Genomic DNA, 22,510 nt, shown 5'->3' on the forward strand with positions numbered 1-22,510 from the left:
CCCCCGGCCCAACGACCTTCGGCGCCGGCAGCGGCCCGGGCTCCTCGGCCACGTCGGCCTCCGGTGCCGCCACCGCGTTCGCGGACGCCGCCACAACCTCGAACCGCACGTCGAGCGGCTCGCGCGCCACCCGTTCGACGGCCCGCTGCACGACGCCCCGCATGCGCTTCAGCAGGTACTCCGCGACGAAGGCCGTCGGCGCGGCCACCACCAGGCAGTCGCCGTCCATGGCGATACCCACGGTCTGCTTCAAGAAGGTATCATAGCTTGGCCGGGCGACCTGCACTTGCAGGTCGCCGAGCACAGCATCCCAAAGCTTTCGAGGGTCCCTGGAACTCAAAGTCGTCGTCTCCCTGGCCCGTACATGGCCTATGACACAGGCCGGTTGCGGGAAGTCAGCGGTAGGACTAAAGATAGAATCTATCATCGGGGCGGAGGGGCCTTCTAGGACAATGATTTGTGGATTTTCGACGGTTTTGCCCCGCCGTGCGCGTTCTACGACTGGGTGTACCGGTGTTCTACACCCGTCCAAAACATATTTTTCTCGGAAATACGACGGTCGTTCTGCAATAGCAATTCAATCAATGGCCCGTGAATTTCAGGTCAGGTTAGTGTGAGCGAGGTGCAATGTTCCCTATTAGCAGACACATTCAGGCTAGGGAGATAATCCGGAACGCTGACGGGCCTGCATCCTTGGACGTCGCACTGCTTCGCCACAAAAATGCTTTTGGCTGGAAGTTCCCGTGCGTATAGTTTTCCTCGGGACGCCCCATTACGCCGTGCCGGTGTTGTCAACCCTGTTTGACGCCCGTTATGAGGTCGCGGCGGTGGTGACTCAACCTGACCGCCCCGCCGGCCGCGGCCGAGCCCTCGCATCGCCCCCCGTCGCCGTCTGGGCCCGCGAGCACGGCGTCCCCGTCCTCCAGCCCCCGTCGCTGCGCCCGCCGGAGGTCGCCGAGCAGATCGCGGCCCTCGCCCCTGACGCCATGGTGGTCGCGTCCTACGGGCGCATCCTGCCGCCCCCGCTCCTGGCGCTGGCGCCCATGGGCTGCCTGAACGTGCACCCGTCGCTGCTCCCCCGCCACCGCGGCCCCTCGCCCGTCGCCGAGGCCATCCTGGAGGGCGAGTCCGTCACTGGTGTCACGGTCATGTTGATCGACGAGGGGATGGACACGGGCCCGATCGTCGCGCAGGAGGAGGTCGCCATTGGCCCCGACGACACCGCGGGCGCCCTCACGGCGAGCCTCTTCGCCCGCGGAGGCGAGCTCATGGCCCGCACCCTCCGCGAGTGGTCGGAAGGCCGCATCGAGGCCATCCCCCAGAGCGAGACACAAGCCACCTACAGCCGCAAACTGGAGAAAGCCGACGGCGAACTCGACTTCACGCGCACGGCCGCGCAACTCCACAACCAGGTCCGCGCTATGCACCCTTGGCCCGGTGCCTGCACAACGTTCAAGGGCGCGACACTCAAGGTGATTCGCTCGACGCGGCAGCCGTCAACGGGCGCAGCCGACCCGCCCGGCACGGTCATCGTGCTCCACGGTGCCCCAGCCCCTATCGGCGTTGTCACCCGCGATGGCGTGCTTGGCCTGCTAGAACTCCAACTCGAGGGCCGCCGCGCCGCCAACACAGACGCCTTCCTCCGTGGCCACCCGGACCTCCTCGGCACACGCCTGCCGTGCTAGCAACTCTGAATTACCAGCGAAAGCCGGTATCCAGGGGATGGAGAGGAAAGCCCAATCCGTTCGCCCTGAGCTTGTCGAAGGGTCGCAAGAACGGATGCACCGCCTATCCCTACAACAGCCGCTGCGCTCCCGTCTCCAGCGCCAGCAGCGCGTCCTTGCGGTGCAGCCCGCCGCCGTACCCGACGAGCTTGCCGCTCGACCCGATGACCCGGTGGCACGGCACGATGATCGACACGGGGTTGCTCCCGTTCGCGCTCCCCACCGCCCGGCTCGCCGAGGGCCTCCCGATTGCCGCCGCCACTTGGCCGTACGACCACGTCTCGCCGTAGGGGATGTTGCGCAGCTCCTCCCACACGCGGCGCTGGAACGGCGTCCCTCGCATGTCCAGCGGGACATCGAAGTCGCGCAGATCCCCCGCGAAGTAGGCGTCAAGTTGCGAGGCCGCCTGCGCGTTGTACGCGCCGCCCTCCTCGTACCGGGCGCCCTCCCGCTCCCACTTGTCCAGGTCGGGAAAGGACTGCTCCTCGGGCTTAACGCACGCCAGACCTTCGTCGGAGCTCACTAGCATGTAAACTCCCAGCGGGCTCTCGTAGCGGTGGTAGTACAGTGTCTCTTCCTTGGTCGTCACAGGTCCTCCGCTCGCGAATGTTGGCCAAAGCGTACCAGATTCCGCCATTCCAGCAAGCCTTCTGGAACCCCAAAAACCCTGCCACTCGCAGGCGCGCATCCGCCGCTTTTGCGGTATGATAGGGGCGACTTCCATCCTCCCGCGTACTTCGCACGCAACTACGGCAAAGGAGGCTGAACATGGACATCGCCAAGCTCGCCGCCACCGCCAAGGCCCTCGTCGCGCCCGGCAAAGGCATCCTGGCCGCTGACGAAAGCTCCGGCACCATCAAGCGCCGCTTTGACTCCATCAACGTCGAGAGCACCGAAGAGAACCGCCGCGACTACCGCGAGATGCTCTTCCGCACCATAGGCGTCGACGCCTACATCAGCGGTGTCATCCTCTACGACGAGACCATTCGACAGCCCGGCGCCGACGGCACTCCGCTGGTGCAGGTCCTCTCCAGCCGTGGGATCATCCCCGGCATCAAGGTCGACAAGGGCACCCAGCCCCTGTCATTCTCCCCCGGTGAGCTTGTCACCGAGGGCCTTGACGGCCTTGCCCCGCGCCTGGCCGAGTACCGTGAACTGGGCGCCCGCTTCGCCAAGTGGCGCGCCGTCATCAACGTCGGCCCCGGCATCCCGACGGCCCGCTGCATCGAGGTCAACGCCCACGCGCTCGCTCGCTACGCCGCCCTCAGCCAGGACGCCGGCCTCGTCCCCATCGTGGAACCTGAGGTCCTCATGGACGGCGATCACGACATCGACGCCTGCTACGACGCCACCAAGTCCACCCTGCTGGAGACCTTCGCCCAGCTCCACCGGCAGGGCGTCGAGTTGGAGGGCATGCTCCTCAAGCCCAATATGGTCCTCTCCGGCGCCTCCGCCCCCAACCGCGCCCCGGCCGAGGCCGTCGCCGAGTACACCGTCGACTGCTTCAAGCGCTCCATCCCCGCGATGATGCCCGGCATCGTCTTCCTCTCTGGCGGCCAGAGCGACGATGAGGCGACGGTGAACCTGAACGCCATCAACGTCCACGCCGCCAGGGTCGGCGCGCCGTGGACCATCAGCTACTCCTTCGGCCGAGGCTTGCAGAGCGCGCCGATGAAGGCGTGGGCCGGCCAGGCCGCCAACGTCTCCGCCGCGCAGGCCGCCTTCCACCACCGGGCCCAGCTAACCAGTGCGGCCCAGCAGGGCAAGTATTCCGCCGCCATGGAAGGGGCCGCCGCTGCCGTGTAGGCAACAGTCTAAGGACGCAAAGAGGAGCGAGCCGCATTTGCGGCCCGCTCCTCTTCATATTCGTCATTCCGGCGGAGGCCGGAATCCAGGGGTGGTGAGGCTGCTCGCCTGGGCGATTCGCGAATCACCCGCCCGTTCGCCCTGAGCCTGTCGAAGGGCCCCTACTCCGTAAACCTGATCTTGTCCAACCGGGAGAAATCGTGGATGGAGTCTATCCACCGCACCGTCCCGGACCGCGACCGCATCACCAGCGTCTGCGTCCGCGCGCCGCCGTCCTGCATCAGCACGCCCTTGAGCAGGTCCCCCGTGCTCGCCCCCGTCGCCGAGAAGAAAACGTCTTCCCCGCCCACAAGGTCGTTGGTGTCGTAGATCTTCTCCAAGTCCACGCCGTCGGCGATTGCCTGCTGGCGCTCGGCGTCGTCGCGCGGCCACGCCTTGCAGATGATCTCCCCGCCAATGCACCGGATCGCCGCCGCCGTCAGCACCGCCTCGGGAGACCCGCCGATGCCCAGCAGCATGTCGACGCCCGTCCCCGGCAGCGCCGCCTGAATGCCCGCCACAATGTCGCCGTCCGTGATCAGCTTGACGCGAGCGCCCGCTGCCCGCACTTCCGCCAGCAACTCGTTGTGCCGGGGCCGGTCCAGCATGATGACTGTCAGGTCGGTGACGCTGCACCCCTTCGCCTCCGCCACGCTTCGCAGGTTCTGCGGCACGCTCGCCTCGATGTCGATGGCCTCGCGCGCCTCCGGTCCAACTGCGATCTTGTTCATGTAGAAGACGTTGCCCGGGACGTTCATGGTGCCCCGAGCCGAAAGCGCGACCACCGCGACCGCACCCGGCAGCCCCTTCGACAGCAGCGTCGTCCCGTCGATCGGGTCGACGGCGATGTCCACCTCCGGCGGCTCCCCGTTCCCGATGCGCTCGCCGTTGTAGAGCATCGGCGCCTCGTCCTTCTCCCCCTCGCCGATGACCACCACGCCATCCATCGAGACGTAGCCCAGCGTGTAGCGCATCGCGTCCACCGCGGCCTGGTCCACCAGCTCCTTGTCGCCCATCCCCATGTGGCGCACGGCCGCCATCGCCGCAGCTTCTGTCACCCGGGCTAGTTCCATCGCCAGGTTGCGCTCGATAGGTTGGCGGGCACGCTGCATCGCCATAGCACACCTCCGGTTGTTTGGGGCGAGGGGATTATACCACCGCGCGCCTGGATATCGCTGGTGCCGCCATTGGAGCAATAGAGTCCTTTACCCTGACACAGCCCCGTTGGGTTAACCGCCAACATAGTGTAGATTACGCGTCAGCAAGAATCCCCATCCGAGGCTCACAGTCAAGGAGGCAGCATGGCAACGCAGACACAGGAAATCCGCAACATGCGGCTCATTTCCCACGACATGCTCAATGGCTTCGGAAACATCGGAGAGGGCATCCACCTCTACCAGGACAGGAGCGGCCGCCGGGTGCTCTACCTGGCGCACGAGAGCGCGCCCAAGGACATCACCGGCGTCGACGTGACGGACATCGCCAACCCGAAAGTCATCGTCCAGACGGACCTTGACTACCCCCACCTGCGCTCCAACTCGCTGTCCATCGTTGGCGACACCATGCTCGTGGCCTACCAGTCACAGCAGCCGGGGCAGCCCGGCACAGGCATGGGCGTCTATGACATCAGCAACGTTGAGGAGCCTCGCCGCATCGGCTTCCTAGACACCAGCGGTCCATACTCCCGAGGCTGCCACGTGCTCTGGTGGGTCGACGGCCCCTACGCCCACCTCTCCACCGGAGCCGCCGATTTCCAGCCGCGCGACCAGAAGGACGACCAGCTTTACATGATCGTCGACGTCAGCGACCCGTCGAATCCGAAGGAGGCCGGCCGGTGGTGGCTCCCCGGGACCCGTGAGGGCGACGACGCGCCTCCCGTGCGGCGGAACCCCTATTTCGACGCCGGACACCGGCTCCACAACGCCAACGTCTACCCGCAGCGCCCGGACCGTGCCTACTGCGCGTGGATCGACGGCGGCACCAACATCCTCGACATCTCCGACGTCGCAAACCCGACGGTGGTCAGCGAGTTCAACTTCGGCCCGAACTTCCCGGGCTTCACCCACACCGCCCTGCCTCTCTTCAGCCGCGACCTCATGGTGGTGACCCAGGAGTCCGTCCGCACCAACGGCGAGGACCACCCCAAGCTCGTCTGGATGGTCGACATCAAGGACGAGACCAACCCGGTCATCATCAGCACGTTCCCGACGCCCAACCTCGACGACTACTTCAGCCGTCCCGGCCGGTACGGCGCCCACAACATCCACGAGAACCAGCCCGCCCCCACCTGTTCCCAGTCGGACACGCTGATCTACGGCACCTTCTTCAACGGCGGCATCCGCGTCTACGACACCAGCAACCCCTTCCGCCCGGAGGAGGTCGCCTACTTCGTCCCGCCCATCCCCGAAGGCGCAGCAGCCAACGGCATCAACGACGTCTACGTGGACGAAAACGGCATCCTCTACGTGGTGGACCGCATCAAAGGCGGCCTCTACATCCTGGAGCTGACCCTCTAGCGCCGAAGTTCAATCATCGCAAGCAGGAACTCCCGCTGCCTGTCTGATAGTGGCTCAATCCCACTGATGGAAGCGTGGACCTGATTGCGGGCGGCGTCCACGTTGGTGCCGTGGTCGTATGAGCACCCCAGTTCCCCCAATCGACAGTGGTAGTCCCGCAGTAGCAGCAACGCCTCTACCACGGCATCGAGATTGGACGGCCCCAGCTCAATCCCTTGGGTAGCGCCCAACCCAGCGGCATAGAGCGGCAGCCGATGCAGGTGGATCTCCAGGTAGAGCGTCCAGCCCCCCGGCGAATCCTCCCACCACCCCCAGGGAATGTGGTCTTCCATTGTGTTTATGAAGTCCACAAGCAACTGTCTTTCGACGTCCCTGAGCGTGGTGCGCAGCGGTTCGGGTATCCGTGTCCTCGCAATGTAGTTTGGCGCACGTGGCGAGTTATGCAGGATTGCGTGTGTAACAAATGGAGACCAGAGTCCCCGGTCTTCATCTTCGAGCCTGATGTACCAATCAAGTTCCTCGTCCCAGGTTGTGCCTCCTCCATCGCTCATGAACCCGACAAAGTACTTCCTGATGCGGGGAGGGATCAGGGATGGGTGATGCGGGTTGAAGCCGGGTATGAGTGCCTCCATCTCCCACCAAAGACCGCCGAACTTGCCATACTCCCCTCTGTCCAGCACTTCCCAGTAGTCTTCGTCGCCCACATCGTGGTTGGCGAGAATCGCCCTGATCAGGTTGTAGTAGGGCCGCCAGGGCTCCAGGCGGTGTCCGGTCCCTGCCCTGTCCAGGTCACGAAAGTCGAGTGCAAACTGCGCGACGTCGCGTCTGAACGTGTAGAGGTTCATCCTATCGCACGGCTCCGAAAAGCCGTCCCAGTACGCCCAGTACGCCCAGTAGGCCCGCATAACGTCTGCCATCAGGTGGCCGATGAAGCTGTGGCCCATCTCAATGTGACCGTTGTGAGAGCTCCTGAACCTGATCTCGCCTCGCTTCCGTTCGATGAGTATGTCGTTGTTCATCCAGTCCTCTGCGGCCTGCGTGAGCCCATGGGCCCCAGCGGTGTCACGAATTCGCGCCTGCACCCACGAGTCTTGTGTGCCCGCGTGTCCCCACGCGTGAGCGGTACGCCCGCGAAGGATCTCGGGCCCACCGTCCTCTGCGAAGAAGTCGATTGCCCTCTCGGTGACGCCGTCAAGATTCCGCACTTCGACTGTCACTGAATAGACCGTCCCAGGTTGAAGGCCCTCAAGCGTCCTGCATTTGCTGGAGCTCCATTCAGACGTGGAAGCGACTCCTCCCCTGAATGCCTGCAACCTTACTTGATACTCCGTGTAGGCGGGATTCACCTCGTCAATGATGGGCAACTGCAGCCCCGTCCCATGGGTTGCCATCTGCCTTGCGACCCTGGGCGCATGGGCAAGCGTGGCTTTGCTGAGCTCAGCAGAAAGTTCCGCTCCGTTCGACCGCTGCACCTCGAGCTTGTATGTGTACCGAGTGTTGGGACTGAGGTCCGCGTCACTGTAGGACCGATCTTCAAGCGAGGGGGTCGCTATCAGGACGTCGTCCCGGAATACCTCGAATCGCTCCACATCATCGAAGTTTGTCGTCCACCGCAATTCAATCTTTGCTGGCGACACGGCAAAGCCCGAAAGGGTCAAGGGGAGTGGCGTCGGGGAGGGGGTTGGGGTAGGCCTGGGTGTAGCCGTAGGCGAGGGAGTTGGCGTCGGCGTAGCAACCGCGGTGGGAGCCGCTGCCGGAATGGGCGTCGGTACGGGCGAGGGCAGCGCAAAGATGTTGAGCGCGGGCGTCGCCGATGGTGCCGGCCGAGCCTCGGCGTCTTGGGCCGACGTAGTTGGCGCCGGGCTCCGAGTAGGCGACACGGTAGGAGTGGGAGGGGGCGCTTCATCAATTTGCGACGGGGTGGGCACTACGGGCTGAGATTCCACGGGAGGTTGGCATGCAAAGGTCAGCAATGCAAGGACAAGGGCCGCCGACAGGCCCCACACCACCGCAGACCCGGCTTTCATGAAGGGCAATACGTCACCCAACCTCAAAGTTAGCTGACTTCCCGGTATCGCTCTGGCGCCTTCTCTGACTTCCGCCTACACCGGCTCCGCCAGGAACACCGGGATCTTCCGCTCGGTCCTCGTCTGGTACTCGTCGTAGGGCGGAAAGGCCTCCGCCGCGAGGGCCCACAGCCGCTCCCGCTCCGTCTCGTCCTCGACCTCGCGCACGCGCATGCTATAGACCTCCGTCAGGTCGCGGATTTCCACATCGCCGTTCGCCCGCAGGTTGTAGACCCACTCCGGGTGCTTCGGCGCCCCGCCCCGAGAGCCCACCAGCACGTAGCTGTCGCCATCCTTGACGCGCATCAGCGGCGTCTTGCGGATGCCGCCCGTCTTGTTCCCGACGTTCGTGACGATGATGACCGGCAAGCCGGTCTCCCGCAGCGTCGTCCCCTGCGTCCCCCCGCTGCTCTCGTACAACTCCACCTGCTCGCGCACCCAGTCCGAGGTCGAGGGTAGGTATTCAGGCATGGTTCACTCCTTCTCCGTTCTGCTAGACATGTTCACTGCTCTTGGCTGCGAGGACAAGAGCGGGGTCAGGCGGCTCGTGGTTCGCCCCTACGGAGTCCCCTCTCGTGACTCCCGCGCCTGCTGCTGCAGCGCGTACAGCTTGTTCAGCGCTTCCAGCGGCGTCATCTCCGTGATGTCGAGTTCCATCACCGCTTCCCGCAGCCCGTCGTCAGCCGACGCCATCAGCGGGAGCTGCGCGCCCTGCGGCGCCGTCGCACGCGAGCGCCCGCCGCGGTGGGGCGCGTCCGTCGCCTCCAGCTCCGACAGCAGCTCGCGGGCGCGGTTCAGCAGCGGCGGCGGCAGTCCCGCCAGCCGAGCCACATGCACGCCGTAGCTGCGGTCGGCCCCGCCCGGCACGATGCGGTGCAGGAACGTCACCTGCCCGTCGGCCTCCACCGCCGAGACGTTGTAGTTCACTACGTTCGGCAGGTGGTCGGCCAGCGCCGTCAGCTCGTGGTAGTGCGTTGCGAACAGCGTCTTGCACCCCAGCCTCGGGTGGCTGTGCAGGTACTCGGCCACCGCCCGCGCAATGGCCAGCCCGTCGTACGTGCTCGTCCCGCGCCCAATCTCGTCCAGCACGACCAGCGACTGCGTTGTCGCGTGGTTCAGGATCGCCGCCGTCTCCACCATCTCGACCATGAATGTCGACTGCCCTGTCGCCAGGTCGTCCTGAAGCCCAACGCGCGTGAAGATGCGGTCGACGATGCCCATGCGCGCCGCGTCCGCCGGCACGAAGCTGCCCACCTGCGCCATCAGCACGATGAGCGCCACTTGCCGGATGTACGTCGACTTTCCTGCCATGTTCGGACCCGTCAGCACCATCAGCGACGCCCCCGGCTGCCCAAGCGAGGTGTCGTTCGGCACGAAGGCCCCCGCGCCGACCACGTGCTCCACGACAGGATGCCGCCCTGCCGTGATCTCCAGCACGCCGCCCTCCTCGAACGTGGGGCGCACGTAGCCATTCCTCGACGCCGCTTCAGCCAGGCCGCGAAAGAGGTCCGCCTGCGCAATGGCCGACGCCGTCTGCAGGATGCGGGGCGCCTCGTCCGCCACCTGCCTGCACACTTGTCGGAAGATGGCGCTCTCCATCTCCGCCAGCCGCTCCTCGGCGTTCAAAATCAGTGCCTCATACTCCTTCAGTTCGGGGGTGATGAACCGCTCGGCGTTGACCAGCGTCTGCCTCCGGATGTACTCCTCCGGCACCCGCGCCAAGTTGGAGTTCGACACCTCCAGGTAGTAACCGAAGACCCTGTTGTACCCGACCTTGAGCGTGCCGATGCCCGACCGCTCCTGCTCCTGTCGCTCCAGTCCCGCGATGTACTCCTTCGCGTCCCGCGACGCCGTCCGCAGGTTGTCCAGCTCCGGCGAGAACCCCGGCCGCACGACGCCGCCCTGACCGCTCAGCGCCACTGCGTCGTCGTTCACCGTCTGCGCGATGACCGCTACGATGGCCTCGCATGGGTGCAGGTCCTCGCGCAGCCAGCCGACGGCCTCGCCGCCCTCCGCCAGCAGATCGAGCATCGCCGGGACGGCCTCCAAACTCCGCCGCAGCGAAACCAACTCCCTCGGCGTCACCGTGCCCGCCGTGACGCGGTTCACCAGCCGCTCCAGGTCGCTCATCCCGCTGAGCATGGCCGCGGCGTTTTCCCGCCGGATGTTGCTCGCGTGGTGCCACGCGACGGCGTCTAGCCGCCGCTCCAGCTCCTCGCGGTCCAGCAGCGGCTGCCCCAACCACCGGCGCAGCAGCCGTCCGCCCATCGGCGTCTTGGTGTAGTCGAGCACGTTCAGCAGTGCCGTCCCGCCTCCGAAACGTCCGGCGCGAAAGAGCTCCAGGTTCCGCCGCGTCTGGTAGTCGAGCACCATGTACCGCTCGGGCGAGTATGTCCGCAGCGAGGTAAGCTGCCCCACCTTGCCCTTCTGCGTGTCCTGCAGGTAGGCCAGCAGCCCGCCCGCTGCCTGCACGGCGAGGGGCGCGTTCTCGCAGCCGTAGGCCTCCAGCGTACTCACTCCGAAGTGCTCCAGCAGCGTCCTCCGCGCTGCCGCGATCCGGAACTGCGCGTCCGCCCCCGCCGTCACCGTCGGCCCGCCGTCGTCACCCTGCGGCGGCCGCAGCGCACCGACGATGCTCGCGGCATCCAGTTCCTCCGGCATCAGCAGCTCCGCTGGCCCCAGCCGTTCCAGCTCCAGCGGAAGCGTCAGCAGCGGCATCTGCGCCGTCGCAAACTCCGCCGTGGTAATGTCGGCGTAGGCCAGCCCCGCGACATCGCCCTGCAGCGTCACGGCTGCGATGAAATTGTTGGCGCGCTCGTCCAGCAGCCCCGGCTCCACCACCGTCCCCGGCGTGACGATGCGCACCACGTCGCGCTCCACGAGTCCGGCGCCCGCCGAGGGCTCAGTGATCTGTTCGCATATGGCCACCTTGTAGCCGCGTCGGATGAGCCGCGCCAAGTAGCCTTCGAGCGAGTGTGCGGGCACGCCGGCCATCGGCACCCGCTGCCCCTTGCCCATGTCGCGGCCCGTCAGCACGATGTCGAGCTCCGCCGCAGCCGTCCGCGCGTCCTCGTCAAAGGTCTCGTAGAAGTCGCCGAGCCGGAACAGCACGATGGCGTCCGGGTGCCGCGCTTTCACCTCCAGGTACTGCCTGCGCAGGGGCGTAGCGGCTTGGGCGGCGACGCCGTCAGCCGCTGCGCCGTTGGTTGATTCGCGTGTCTTGCTTGACGACCGTGCCATAGTCAGCCCTGCATAGTCCTTTGGAGGGGAGTGCTTGCATCATACCCTGTGGCGATTGGGGATTCTATGCATTTATCCCCATCGTCATCCCGGCGGAGGCCGGTTTCCATGGGTGGGGAGCCGCGTTTGCATAGAACCTCTCGAAGCGGCCGCCAGAGCGAGGTAGACTTTGTGCGCCTCTACTCTTGGGATCCGCCTTGCTCTAGATCCTGGAGGTACGCGCAGTCCTCGTCCGAAAGATCTGCGCTCGCGAGCAGCTCCGGCCGCCACTGCCAGGTCCGCAGCAGCGCCTGCCGGCGGCGCCACCGCGCCACGGCCCCGTGGTCGCCCGACAGCAGGATCTCCGGCGTCGTCATGCCGCGGTACTCGGCGGGCCGCGTGTACGTTGGGCCCTCGAGCAGACCCTCGCTGAACGACTCCTCCACCGCCGACGTGTCGTCGCCCAGCACTCCCGGCAGCAGCCGCACCACCGCGTCGATGACGGCCATCGCTGGAATCTCGCCGCCGGTGAGCACATAGTCGCCGATGGAGATGACGTCGGTTGCCAGCGCATCCTCGGCGCGTGCGTCGACGCCCTCATACCGCCCGCAGATGAAGACGAGCGCGTCATGCGCCGCGAGCTCGCGCGCGATAGCCTGCGTGAACGGCCGTCCCTGTGGCGAGAGGAGGATGACGGGCGCGCCGTCGGCTACCGTCACCCCCTGCCTCTCCGCCAGCTCGGCCCGCACGGCCTCGACGGCGAGGAAGAGCGGCTCGGGCTTCATCACCATCCCCGGCCCGCCGCCGAAGGGCGTGTCGTCCACGACGTGGTGCCGGTCCTGCGCGAAGTCGCGGATGTTGTACAGCGCGATGGTCACTAGCCCGCGTTCCTGCGCGCGGCCCAGGATGCTTTGGTCCATCGGCCCGGCGAACATGCCGGGGAAGAGGGTGAGGACGGAAATGTCCATTTCGCTCCGATTGTGGCCCGTTTCAAAATGGGCCTCTTGGTGCCACCGGTGGACTGGAGGCTACTCAGCGCCGCAAAACGAGCGCTTTAGGCCCGATCAGCTATGGGCAGAAGAGGCTGCGCTCCACATAATGCCTGTTTCAGCTACAACGAGTCAGTCGGGTGCTGCTGGATCGGGCCCTCCATGGTCTGCAGCGCGTGAGGCAGCAATGGCAGCAGGATGTCCAGGCACTGCCGCACGCCGCGTGGGCTGCCCGGGAGGTTGACGATGAGGCACCCGCCCCGCGTGCCGGAAACGCCCCGGCTGAGGTACGACAGCGTCGTGAAATCCGAGGTCTTTGCCCGCATGTACTCCGATAGTCCGGGCGCCACCCGGTCGATGACGGCGCGCGTCGCCTCAGGGGTCACATCCCGTGGCCCGAACCCCGTTCCCCCCGTCGTTAGGATGACGTTCACCTGCTGCGACCACCGCGTCAGCCGGTCGACGATGGTCTCGTAATCGTCCGGCACCACTTCGCGGATCGTCACGTCGAAGCCCGCCGCCGTGGAGAGCTCTATGGCGGCTTGCCCGCTTGTGTCGTCACGTTCTCCCTGTGAACCAGCGTCACTCGAAGTAAGAATAGCTACCGTGTACATGAGCGTCCCTCCGTCCCGGAGCGGCTGTACCCAATGATAGCACAGGGACCATCCCAGCTATGGGAATAGTGACGTTGACTGTTCGACATCAAAATTGTGACAAATATGTGAAAGGTGAGATGAAAGTTGGTTTCCGACCAAAGTCGCGGACAAAACATTTGGCGCTCTCTAGTGGCTTCCAGGTGTAACATTACCGAAGAAACGGTAGATTCCATAGCTAAAAATGTTTGGAAACCAACTTTTTAAGTCGTCTAATTTGAGTTTTAAACTTGTCTCAGATTAGGGGTTGACAAATTGTGTGACGGGCCGTTTAATAGCGCTGTAGCCCAGAGGTTGGGCATTTCTGTTTTAGAGTCGTTAACAGTGACGCCTCAAAACGTTGGGCCCCAGCCGGTGCACACGCCGGTCCTTGTCAAGGAAGTGGTGGAAGCGTTGGCGGTGGCCTCAGCGGGCGCGATTATAGATTGTACGGTCGGCGAGGGCGGCCACACTGAGGCCATCCTCAACGCCGCACCGGACTGCGTTGTCATCGGCTTGGACCTGGACCCGGCGGCCCTGGCCATCGCGAAGGAGCGGTTGTCAGGCCACGGTGACCGCGTCCGTTTGGTCAACGCATCGTATACAACGCTGGCTGAGCAGGCGCGGTTCCTGGAAGAGATCTCTGTGATGGGCGTTCTCCTGGACCTGGGCCTCTCAAGTCTGCAGTTGGAGGGAGAGGAACGAGGGTTCAGTTTCCAGCGGAATGCTCCCCTCGACATGCGTTTCGGCCCAGACGATGACCTCACCGCCGATGACGTGGTCAACCGCTACACGGAGCGCGACCTCGCCTGGGTCATCCATGAGTACGGTGAGGAACCTCGGGCACGGCGGGTCGCCAGGGCCATCGTGCAGCGGCGCCCCATCCGGGGTACCGAGCACCTGGCTGAGGTCGTGCAGGGAGCATTGGGACGCCGGGGCCGTATCCATCCGGCCACCCGTACCTTCCAGGGCATCCGAATGGAGGTGAACCACGAGGTCGACGCGATCAAGACGGCCCTCGCGGCTGCGGCGGAGACGCTCCACCCCGGAGGCCGGCTGGTGGTCATCAGCTATCACTCGATCGAGGACAGGCTCGTCAAGACAACGCTAAGGGAGTCCACGGTGCTTAAGGCGCTGACCAAGAAGCCAATTACCCCCTCCGGAGAGGAGGTCGCGTTAAATGCGCGAAGTCGGTCCGCCCGCATGCGGACGGCCGAGCGGTTGGATGAAGGCACCGCCTTCAGGTAGATGCGAACCGGTTGTACAGGGGTGCCGGCCCCCTCCCTTCAGGCGCCCCTCTAAGTAGCCTGGCCACGCGGACGGCAAATGCCTGCCCATGTTCAAACCGTCCTCCCCTCGGCCGGTGCCCCTGTACCGCTGGTAAACCCGGGCCAGTCAACTGAAAGGAATTGCTCAGCCGCCCGAATGGGGCAGGTCTGAGACTCAAGAGCCGCCGTACCCGCATCGCGCCGCGGAATACGGAGAAAGGGACGCGATATGGCTAAGGACGTCACGATTGCAGTTATAGACGCGGGCACATCTAAGGTACTCACCCTCATCGGTCGCCACAACGGCATGGACAGAGCCGAGGTCCTCGGAGCAGGACTCGCCCCCACTGCCGGCATCCGCAAAGGCGTCGTCGTCGACGCTGGTGCGGCCCGCGAGAGCATCCGCGAGTCCATGGAGGATGCGCGCATTGCCGCCGGCGTCCTCGCACCCTCCGCCTTCATAATCGTCTCCAGCGGTCACCTGGAGGCCCACTCCTGCTGGAGCACCCTCCATTCCATGGGACAGGACGCGGCCATCACCGAGGCCGAGCTTGATCGAGCCGTCGATGCTGCTCGCCCCGAGGGGCTCTCCTCCAGGCAAGAGGTCCTGCACAAGCTCCCGCGCTCCTTCGCCGTTGACGGCCTCAAGGGTTTGCGCAACCCCATCGGTATGCACGCCCTCCGTATCGACGTTGAGACCGTGTGCGTGACCGCAGAGGCCGCCTCCATCAACGCTCTCGTCAGCGCTGTCGAAAGCGCCCGCGTCCGCGTCGACGGCATAGTCGCCGGCCCCGTCGCCACGGCCGAGGGCGTCCTTTCGCCCGACGACATGGAGCGCGGCGTGGCCCTCATGGACATCGGCGGAGGCGTCACAACTGTGGCCGTCTTTCGCAACGGCGCCCTCTGGAACGCCGGCGTCCTGCCGCTGGGCGGCAACCAGTTCACCACGGACCTTTCGCTCGCCCTGAACATCGCACCCGAGACCGCCGAGGATCTGAAGGTCCGCTACGGCCAGGCCGCCCTCGACGTCACGGGCGACGAGTCCGTCGAGATCGAGTCCCCCGCCGACCAGCGCCTGGTTCGCGTCGAGCGGCGTGTCATCGCCCGTTACCTTCACGAGCGCGCCGGCGAGCTCTTCCGCTTCGCCGGCCGGAAGCTGAACGAGTTCGGCTTCCCAAACCTGCCCCCGGCCGGCCTCGTGTTGACCGGCGGAGGTTCCACCCTGCGCGGCATTGAACGCGTGGCGCGCCAACAGCTCGGCGCACCGGTGCGTTTCGCTTTCCCGGAGGACCCGGACCTGCCTTATGACCTGCGCGATCCCGCCTTCTCCGCCGGCGTCGGCGCCCTGCATTGGGCCTCCCGTCAGCCGGAGACATCCATGCGGGATGGCGGCAGAAGACAGAAATTTAACACCACCTACGCTCAGGCCAACGCCGGTCCCCTGAGCCGGCTCAAGGACCGCATGAGCAAGGTTGCCCAGTAGGCGGCCGCTGGCAAAGCGAGAGAGGAAGGAGATCCCAATGGCAGAGTTCCCATACCAGCCCAACGAATTCGCAAACAGCAACAACGCGCCTCTGATCAAGGTGGTTGGCGCGGGCGGCGGCGGCTCCAATGCCGTCAACCGCATGTTCCGCACGCCCATCCCTGGCATCGACTACGTCGTCGTCAACACGGACTCCCAGGCGCTCCAGCGCTGCGATGTCCCAATGCGCGTACAGATGGGCGAGCGCCTCACCCGTGGCCTTGGGGTCGGTGGAGACCCCGAGACCGGCCGCCTCGCCGCCGAGGAGAGTCGCGAGCACCTCACCGAGCTTATCAAGGGTGCGGACATGGTCTTCGTGGCCGCCGGCATGGGCGGCGGCACCGGCACCGGCTCCGCCCCCGTTGTCGCAGAGCTCGCCCGAGAGGCCGGCGCCCTTACCGTCGCCGTCGTCACCAAGCCCTTCTCGTTTGAGGGCGCCCACCGCCGCCGCCACGCTGACGAAGGCATCCAGCGGCTGCGCGACAAGGTCGATTCCCTCATCGTCATTCCCAACGATCGCCTCAGCGCCATCAGCGGCGAGGAAGTCACCATCTCCAACGCCTTCTCGATGGCCGATGACGTCCTGCTGCAGGCCGTTCAGTCCATCGCCGAGCTGGTGACCGTCCCCGGCGAGATCAACCTGGACTTCGCCGACGTGAAGACCGTCATGTCCCACGCCGGACCCTCCTGGCTCGGCATCGGCACCGGCTCCGGCGACCGCCGCGCCATCGTGGCCGCCCGCGCCGCCGTGTCCTGCCCGCTCCTCGAGGTTTCCATCGAGGGCGCACGGGGCGTCCTGTTCAACATCACCGGCGGCACCAACCTCACCCTGGCAGAGGTCCAAAGTGCTGCCGATGCCATTAGCGAAGTCGTTGACCCTGACGCGAACATCTTCTTCGGCATGGCCACGGACCCCAGCATGGAAGACGATGTCCGCCTCACCATCATTGCCACGGGTTTTCCAACCCCGGACGTCCTGGTGCCCACCCACGCCGACGCTATTTCCGGCACGGAGGACCAGGACTTTGACATTGATCTACCGCCGTTCTTGCGGAACGCCCCCTCCCTAGCTCGTAACCGGGTCACATCCCGGATCAACGGGCTATAACCTCCACCCCTCTCAAACGCCCGATTCATCGGGCCCCTCCCTCGCCACCGGGCCGCCCTGCCAACCAGGGCGGCCCGCTTACGTCAGCACAAGGGCGGCCCGCAGACGCCCCTGCCAACCAGGGCGGCCCGCTTACGTCTCCCCTTCCCCGAGGGCTCAAGGCACAGTGGCTCAACGACGTCAAGACCATCTTCTTGCCACCAACCCGCACCCTTGCCGCCTAGCAGTCCACACCTTGCCGGGGTAACATTAGGGGAGAAGACCAGCGCGCCCGCCGATGCCCTCGGCATGCGCGCGGCACATTCGCCCAAGGGCCGGCCGCGCCGCCCCTCAACCCCGCTCGCGACGCCGGCTGCGTGAGGAGCGCTCTATGCCGGACGGCAACCTGGACACCCTCTGCATCAACACCCTGCGCCTGCTCGCCGCCGACGCGGTGCAGCAGGCGGGCAACGGTCACCCCGGCGGCCCCATGGGCCAGGCCGCCATGGCCTACACCCTCTGGGACCGCTTCCTCAAGCACAACCCGACGGACCCCAACTGGCATGACCGCGATCGATTCGTCCTCTCCGCCGGCCACGCCTCCATGCTCCTCTACGGCCTGCTCCACCTTACCGGCTACGACCTATCCCTCGACGAGATCAAACGCCTGCGACAGTGGGGCAGCATCACGCCCGGCCACCCTGAGCGCGGCTTGACCCCCGGCGTCGAGGTCACCACCGGCCCCCTCGGCCAGGGTTTCGCCCACGCCGTCGGCATCGCCATCGCGGAGCAGTGGCTCGCAAGTCACTACAACCGCCCTGGCCACACCGTCATCGACCACAACACCTACGTCGTCGCCTCCGACGGCGACCTCATGGAGGGTGTCACCGCCGAGGCCGCGTCCCTCGCCGGCCACCTCGGCCTCGGCAAGTTCATCGTCCTCTACGACGATAACGAGATATCCATCGAGGGCTCCACCGACCTCGCCTTCACCGAGGACGTGCCCGCCCGCTTCCGCGCCTACGGCTGGCACGTCGTCGACGTCGAGCAGGGCATGGAGCCCGACGCCGTCCACACCGGCCTCCGCGAGGCCCTCGCCGTCACGGACCGCCCCAGCATGGTCGTCTGCCACACCGTCATCGGTTTCGGCAGCCCCAACAAGGGCGGCACCGCCGCCGCACACGGCGCCGCTCTCGGTGCTGACGAGGTCACGCTGACCAAGGAGGCCCTCGGCTGGACTTACGAGGAGCCCTTCACGACGCCGCAGGAGGCCCTCGACGTGTACCGGCAGGCCATCCCCCGCGGCCAGCAGGCGCAAAGCGAGTGGGAGGAGCGCTTCTCCGCTTATCGCGAGGCCTACCCCGACCTCGCCGCCGAGCTCGAGCGTGCGTGGGCTGGCGAGCTTCCCGGTGGCTGGAGCGCCGACGCCGACGCCCTTTTCAACCCCGGCGATAAGCCTGTCTCGACGCGGGAGGCATCCGGCCGCACCCTCAACGCCATCGTGCAACACGTCCACGGCCTCGTCGGCGGCTCCGCCGATCTCGCACCCTCCAACAACACCCGTCTCGGCGACCGCGGCGACTTCTCCGCCGCTGAACGCACCGCCAACAACCTCCACTTCGGCGTCCGAGAGCACGCCATGGGGGCCGTAGCCAACGGCATGGCCCTCCACGGCGGCCTAGTGCCCTACACCGGCACCTTCCTGACCTTCTCCGACTACATGCGGCCGCCCATTCGCCTCGCCGCCCTCATGGGCATCCGCGTGGTCTACGTCTTCACCCACGACTCCATCGGCCTTGGCGAGGACGGCCCCACGCACCAACCCATCGAGCACCTCGCGGCCCTGCGCGCCATCCCCAACCTGACCGTCGTGCGGCCAGCCGACGCCACCGAGACCGTGGAGGCATGGAAGGCCGCCATCGAGCGCTCGGACGGCCCGACGCTCATGACCCTGAGCCGCCAGAACCTGCCCGTGCTGGACCGCTCCGTGCTTCCCCCCGCATCCGGCCTCCGGCGCGGCGGCTATGTCCTCTGGGAGAGCGGCCCAACGCCCGAGGTCATCATCATCGGCACCGGTTCTGAGGTGCAGGTCGCCCTCGACGCCGGTCGCCTCCTCCACGAGCGCGGCGCCGCCGTCCGCGTCGTCTCGCTCCCCTCGTGGGAGCTCTTCGACGCCCAGTCGCAGGACTACCGCGACAGCGTCCTCCCGCCGGAGGTCACTGCCCGCGTCTCCGTCGAGGCCGCGTCCTCCTTCGGCTGGGAGCGCCACGTCGGCGCCCGCGGCCGCATCGTCGGCATAGACCACTACGGCGCGTCGGCCCCCGGCGGCGAGCTCTTCAAGCAGTTCGGCTTCACCGCCGAGCGCGTCGCCGGCGAGGCCGCCGCCCTCTTGCAGCAGGTGACGGCATGAGCAGGCGCGTGGCCATCGCCGCCGACCACGGCGGATTTCCGTTGAAGGCCGACCTGTCGGCGTGGATCGCCTCGCAGGGCCACGAGGTCATCGACCTCGGCGCCCACGAGTTTGACCCCAACGACGACTTCCCTGACTTCGCGGACGCCGCCGCCCAGGCCATCGTCTCTGGCGACGCCGAGCGCGCCATCATCCTGTGCGGCAGCGGTGTCGGCGCCAGCGTTGCCGCCAACAAGGTCCCCGGCGTCCGCGCCGCCATCTGCCACGATGTCTACTCCGCCCACCAGGGCGTGGAGCACGACGACATGAATGTTCTCTGCATCGGCGCGCGGGTGGTCGGCATTGAGGTGGCCAAGGAGCTCGCCTCGGCCTTCCTTTCCGCCGAGATGCTCCCCGGCGAACGCTATCACCGGCGGCTGCAGAAGGTGAACGCCATGGAGCAGCGCGCCCTGCGTCAGGCTGTCGAAAGCGCTAACGGAGGTGAACGTGGCTAACCCCTTGCAGGAAACCAAGAAGCTCGGCCAGTCCATCTGGTATGACAACGTAAGCCGCGGCCTCATCGCCTCCGGCACAATGGCCGCCCTCGTCGAGGCAGGCATCACCGGCCTGACCTCCAACCCCACCATCTTCGAGAAGGCCATTGCCGCGGGCGCCGACTACGACGAGCAGCTTCTCGCCCTCGCCCTCGCCGGTGCCACCGCCACCGAGGCCTTCGAGGGCCTTGCCATCGAGGACATCCAGGCCGTCGCCGACCTCCTCCGCCCCGTATATGACGCCACCGGCGGCGCCGACGGCTTCGCGTCCCTCGAGGTCAGCCCAACCCTCGCCCACGACACTGAGGCCACCGTCGCCGAGGCCGAACGTCTCTTCGCGGCCCTCGACCGCCCCAACGTCATGATCAAGGTGCCCGGAACGCCCGAGGGCGTCCCCGCCGTCGAGCGTCTCATTGGGCAGGGCATCAACGTCAACGTGACCCTGCTCTTCCACCGCGACGCCTACAGCCGCGTCCGCGACGCCTACATCGCCGGCCTGGAGCGATTGGCGGAGGCCGGCGGCGACCTCTCGCGCGTCGCCTCCGTCGCCTCCTTCTTTGTCAGCCGCGTCGACAGCGCCGTCGACGGCCTCCTCGAGCCCTGGGTGCAGTCCGGCGAGGAGGAGCTCGCCGACCTGCTCGGCAAGGCCGCGATAGCCAACGCTGCCCTCGCCTACCGCGACTTCCAGGAGACCGTCGCCACCCAGCGCTTCCAGTCCCTGAAGGCGAAGGGCGCCCGCGCCCAGCGGCCCCTGTGGGCCAGCACTGGCACCAAGAACGCCGCATACAGCGACGTCCTGTACATCGACTCCCTCATCGCTCCTGACACCGTCAACACCATGCCCCCCGCAACCCTGGAGAGCTACCTCGACCACGGCAACGTCGCCCTCTCCCTTGAGCCCTCCATCCCAGAGGCCGACCGCGTCATGGATGCTCTCGAGGCCAACGGCGTCAGCATGACTGAGGTCACCGACAAGCTCCTCGCCGACGGCGTCAAGGCCTTCGCCGACTCCTTCGTCACTCTCCTCGCCAACGTCGAGGAGAAGAAGGCCGCCCTCCTCGCCAGCCACTACGCCGCGACCGCCGCCCTCGGCGAGTCACAGCCCGCTGTCGACGCCGCCGTCGCCGACCTCGTCGAGCGCGACGCTGTCCGCCGCATCTGGGACGCCGACCACACCCTCTGGAAGCCCGACCCCACGGAGATAACCAACCGTCTTGGCTGGCTCACGCTTCCTACCGCCATGCGCCCGCACGCCGAGGCTCTGCAGTCCTTCGCTGGCGAGGTCAGCGGCATGGGCATCGACGACGTCGTCCTCCTCGGCATGGGCGGCAGCAGCCTCGGCGCAGAGGCCCTCCGCAGCGTCTTCGGCGAGGCCCCCGGCCGTCCGCGTCTTACCGTGCTCGACACCACCGTCCCGGAGTGGACCGCCGCCGTCCGAGACGCTATCGACATTCGCCGCACCCTCTTCCTCGTCTCCTCCAAGTCCGGCGGCACCCTTGAGACCCTCACGGGCTACCGCTACTTCCGCAAGCTGGTAGACGACGCCCTCGGTACCGAAGGCGGCACACGCTTTGTTGCCATCACCGACGAGGGCAGCGGCCTCGAACGCCTCGCCCGTGACGAGGGCTTCCTGCGCACCTTCCTCAACCCGGAGACCATCGGCGGGCGCTACTCCGTCCTCTCCTACTTCGGCCTCGTCCCTGCCGTCCTCACCGGCATCGACGTGGCAGCCCTCCTCGACCGCGCCGCCCTCATGCAGTGTGCGTGCGCCCCTGGCGTCCCGGCCGGCGATCACCCCGGCCTGCAGCTTGGAGCTTCCATCGGCGCTCTCGCCAGGGCCGGCCGCGACAAGCTCACCTTTGTCACCACGCCCGCCCTCGGCTGCTTCGGCCTCTGGGCGGAGCAACTCATCGCCGAGAGCCTCGGCAAGGAGGGCGTCGGCATCGTCCCCGTCGCCAACGAGCCGCTCCTAGGCCCCGAGAGCTACGGCGCCGACCGTGTCTTCGCCTACCTCTGCCTCGACGGCGACGACGCCCAGGCCACCGACGGCGCAATCGCCGCCCTCGAGGCCGCCGGCCACCCCGTCCTCCGCTTCACCCTCCGCGACCGCAACGACCTTGCCGCCGAGATGTACCGCTGGGAGTTCGCCACGGCTGTCGCCGGCGCCGTCCTCGGCGTGAACCCCTTCGACCAGCCCAACGTGCAGGGCGCCAAGGACAAGACCGCCGAGGTCCTCGACGCCTACGCCCGCGACGGCGCCCTGCCGGCAGCCGCCGAGACCTGCTCCTTCGATGAGCTCCTCGCGCAGGCCGCCCCCGGCGACTACCTCTGCATCATGGCCTATGTCCGGCAGACGCCCGAGGTCGATGCCGCGCTGGAAGCCCTGCGCCTGCGCGTCATGCAGCGGCACGGCATCACGACCACGTCCGGCTACGGCCCGCGCTTCCTCCACTCGACGGGACAGCTCCACAAGGGGGGCCCCGCCACCGGCGTGTTCCTGCAGATCACCACGGACCACCCCAACGACATCGACATACCGGGGCAGGGCTACAGCTTCGGTACGCTGGCCGACGCCCAGTCCTTCGGCGACCTGCAGGCCCTGCAGGCCGCGGGCCTCCGCGCCGCGCGGGTCCGCCTCTCCGCCAACGCCGTCGCCGAGGGCATCGCAGCCCTCTAGCCCCTTGGGTCCTGAAAGGAGC

Annotated in this window: 17 protein-coding genes; 9 read left to right on the plus strand and 8 right to left on the minus strand. The window is 66.7% G+C overall.

What is annotated here, in order from left to right:
- Positions 1-427, minus strand: a 427-nt coding sequence (locus OXC99_03060) for a hypothetical protein (protein ID MCY4623966.1), incomplete at its 3' end; no start/stop codon positions are given.
- Positions 428-743: 316 nt separating this feature from the next.
- Between OXC99_03060 and fmt the strand changes: the two genes are divergently transcribed.
- Positions 744-1,685: a methionyl-tRNA formyltransferase gene (fmt, locus tag OXC99_03065; protein ID MCY4623967.1), complete on the plus strand. Its 942-nt coding sequence runs from the start codon at positions 744-746 to the stop codon at positions 1,683-1,685.
- A 109-nt stretch (positions 1,686-1,794) separates the two neighbouring features.
- Here fmt and OXC99_03070 read toward each other — a convergent pair whose 3' ends face one another.
- The gene (locus OXC99_03070) at positions 1,795-2,313 is read right to left on the minus strand and encodes a methylated-DNA--[protein]-cysteine S-methyltransferase (protein ID MCY4623968.1); all 519 of its coding nucleotides are present in this window, start codon (positions 2,311-2,313) and stop codon (positions 1,795-1,797) included.
- A 179-nt stretch (positions 2,314-2,492) separates the two neighbouring features.
- Between OXC99_03070 and OXC99_03075 the strand changes: the two genes are divergently transcribed.
- A complete protein-coding gene (locus OXC99_03075; GenBank protein ID MCY4623969.1) occupies positions 2,493-3,530 on the plus strand; it encodes a fructose-bisphosphate aldolase class I in 1,038 nt (345 codons plus the stop codon).
- 161 nt (positions 3,531-3,691) lie between these two features.
- Here the strand turns inward: OXC99_03075 and glpX are convergent, their stop codons facing one another.
- A complete protein-coding gene (gene glpX, locus OXC99_03080; GenBank protein ID MCY4623970.1) occupies positions 3,692-4,687 on the minus strand; it encodes a class II fructose-bisphosphatase in 996 nt (331 codons plus the stop codon).
- Positions 4,688-4,870: 183 nt separating this feature from the next.
- Here glpX and OXC99_03085 point away from each other — a divergent pair, with 183 nt between their 5' ends.
- Positions 4,871-6,085, plus strand: a complete 1,215-nt coding sequence (locus tag OXC99_03085) for a hypothetical protein (GenBank protein ID MCY4623971.1) — start codon at positions 4,871-4,873, stop codon at positions 6,083-6,085.
- Here the strand turns inward: OXC99_03085 and OXC99_03090 are convergent.
- The 5 genes from OXC99_03090 to OXC99_03110 form a co-directional block, all read right to left on the minus strand.
- The gene (locus OXC99_03090; protein MCY4623972.1) at positions 6,082-7,743 is read right to left on the minus strand and encodes a hypothetical protein; all 1,662 of its coding nucleotides are present in this window, start codon (positions 7,741-7,743) and stop codon (positions 6,082-6,084) included. The genes OXC99_03085 and OXC99_03090 overlap by 4 nt on opposite strands.
- Before the next feature lie 444 nt (positions 7,744-8,187).
- Positions 8,188-8,622 (minus strand): nitroreductase family deazaflavin-dependent oxidoreductase, encoded by a 435-nt coding sequence (locus OXC99_03095; GenBank protein ID MCY4623973.1) that lies wholly within the window; start codon positions 8,620-8,622, stop codon positions 8,188-8,190.
- A gap of 87 nt (positions 8,623-8,709) precedes the next feature.
- A complete protein-coding gene (mutS, locus tag OXC99_03100) occupies positions 8,710-11,391 on the minus strand; it encodes a DNA mismatch repair protein MutS (protein MCY4623974.1) in 2,682 nt (893 codons plus the stop codon).
- A gap of 179 nt (positions 11,392-11,570) precedes the next feature.
- On the minus strand, positions 11,571-12,338 hold the full coding sequence (gene trmD, locus OXC99_03105; GenBank protein MCY4623975.1) for a tRNA (guanosine(37)-N1)-methyltransferase TrmD: 768 nt from the start codon (positions 12,336-12,338) through the stop codon (positions 11,571-11,573).
- 143 nt (positions 12,339-12,481) lie between these two features.
- Positions 12,482-12,973: a MogA/MoaB family molybdenum cofactor biosynthesis protein gene (locus OXC99_03110; protein ID MCY4623976.1), complete on the minus strand. Its 492-nt coding sequence runs from the start codon at positions 12,971-12,973 to the stop codon at positions 12,482-12,484.
- Between the two features lie 363 nt (positions 12,974-13,336).
- Between OXC99_03110 and rsmH the strand changes: the two genes are divergently transcribed.
- From rsmH to OXC99_03140, 6 genes are all read left to right on the plus strand, one after another.
- Positions 13,337-14,239 carry a 16S rRNA (cytosine(1402)-N(4))-methyltransferase RsmH gene (gene rsmH / locus OXC99_03115; GenBank protein ID MCY4623977.1) on the plus strand — a complete coding sequence of 301 codons (903 nt, stop codon included), beginning with the start codon at positions 13,337-13,339 and terminating at the stop codon, positions 14,237-14,239.
- A 249-nt stretch (positions 14,240-14,488) separates the two neighbouring features.
- Positions 14,489-15,742: a cell division protein FtsA gene (gene ftsA, locus OXC99_03120; GenBank protein ID MCY4623978.1), complete on the plus strand. Its 1,254-nt coding sequence runs from the start codon at positions 14,489-14,491 to the stop codon at positions 15,740-15,742.
- Between the two features lie 37 nt (positions 15,743-15,779).
- Positions 15,780-16,889 (plus strand): cell division protein FtsZ, encoded by a 1,110-nt coding sequence (ftsZ, locus tag OXC99_03125; protein MCY4623979.1) that lies wholly within the window; start codon positions 15,780-15,782, stop codon positions 16,887-16,889.
- A gap of 370 nt (positions 16,890-17,259) precedes the next feature.
- Positions 17,260-19,278 carry a transketolase gene (tkt, locus tag OXC99_03130; GenBank protein MCY4623980.1) on the plus strand — a complete coding sequence of 673 codons (2,019 nt, stop codon included), beginning with the start codon at positions 17,260-17,262 and terminating at the stop codon, positions 19,276-19,278.
- Positions 19,275-19,772 carry an RpiB/LacA/LacB family sugar-phosphate isomerase gene (locus OXC99_03135; protein ID MCY4623981.1) on the plus strand — a complete coding sequence of 166 codons (498 nt, stop codon included), beginning with the start codon at positions 19,275-19,277 and terminating at the stop codon, positions 19,770-19,772. Before tkt ends, OXC99_03135 begins: the two co-directional genes overlap by 4 nt.
- A complete protein-coding gene (locus OXC99_03140) occupies positions 19,765-22,488 on the plus strand; it encodes a bifunctional transaldolase/phosoglucose isomerase (protein MCY4623982.1) in 2,724 nt (907 codons plus the stop codon). Before OXC99_03135 ends, OXC99_03140 begins: the two co-directional genes overlap by 8 nt.
- The last annotated feature ends 22 nt before the right edge of the window (positions 22,489-22,510 follow it).

This window comes from Chloroflexota bacterium, from assembly GCA_026713825.1.
Lineage (GTDB): Bacteria > Chloroflexota > Dehalococcoidia > Lucifugimonadales > UBA1127 > UBA1127.

Excerpts from the sequence above, each read along its gene's own strand:
- OXC99_03075 (MCY4623969.1), top strand. The coding sequence starts at position 2,493 with ATGGACATCGCCAAGCTCGCCGCCACCGCCAAGGCCCTCGTCGCGCCC.
- glpX (MCY4623970.1), bottom strand. The coding sequence starts at position 4,687 with ATGGCGATGCAGCGTGCCCGCCAACCTATCGAGCGCAACCTGGCGATG.
- OXC99_03085 (MCY4623971.1), top strand. The coding sequence starts at position 4,871 with ATGGCAACGCAGACACAGGAAATCCGCAACATGCGGCTCATTTCCCAC.
- OXC99_03095 (MCY4623973.1), bottom strand. The coding sequence starts at position 8,622 with ATGCCTGAATACCTACCCTCGACCTCGGACTGGGTGCGCGAGCAGGTG.
- mutS (MCY4623974.1), bottom strand. The coding sequence starts at position 11,391 with ATGGCACGGTCGTCAAGCAAGACACGCGAATCAACCAACGGCGCAGCG.
- trmD (MCY4623975.1), bottom strand. The coding sequence starts at position 12,338 with ATGGACATTTCCGTCCTCACCCTCTTCCCCGGCATGTTCGCCGGGCCG.
- OXC99_03110 (MCY4623976.1), bottom strand. The coding sequence starts at position 12,973 with ATGTACACGGTAGCTATTCTTACTTCGAGTGACGCTGGTTCACAGGGA.
- ftsA (MCY4623978.1), top strand. The coding sequence starts at position 14,489 with ATGGCTAAGGACGTCACGATTGCAGTTATAGACGCGGGCACATCTAAG.
- ftsZ (MCY4623979.1), top strand. The coding sequence starts at position 15,780 with ATGGCAGAGTTCCCATACCAGCCCAACGAATTCGCAAACAGCAACAAC.
- tkt (MCY4623980.1), top strand. The coding sequence starts at position 17,260 with ATGCCGGACGGCAACCTGGACACCCTCTGCATCAACACCCTGCGCCTG.
- OXC99_03135 (MCY4623981.1), top strand. The coding sequence starts at position 19,275 with ATGAGCAGGCGCGTGGCCATCGCCGCCGACCACGGCGGATTTCCGTTG.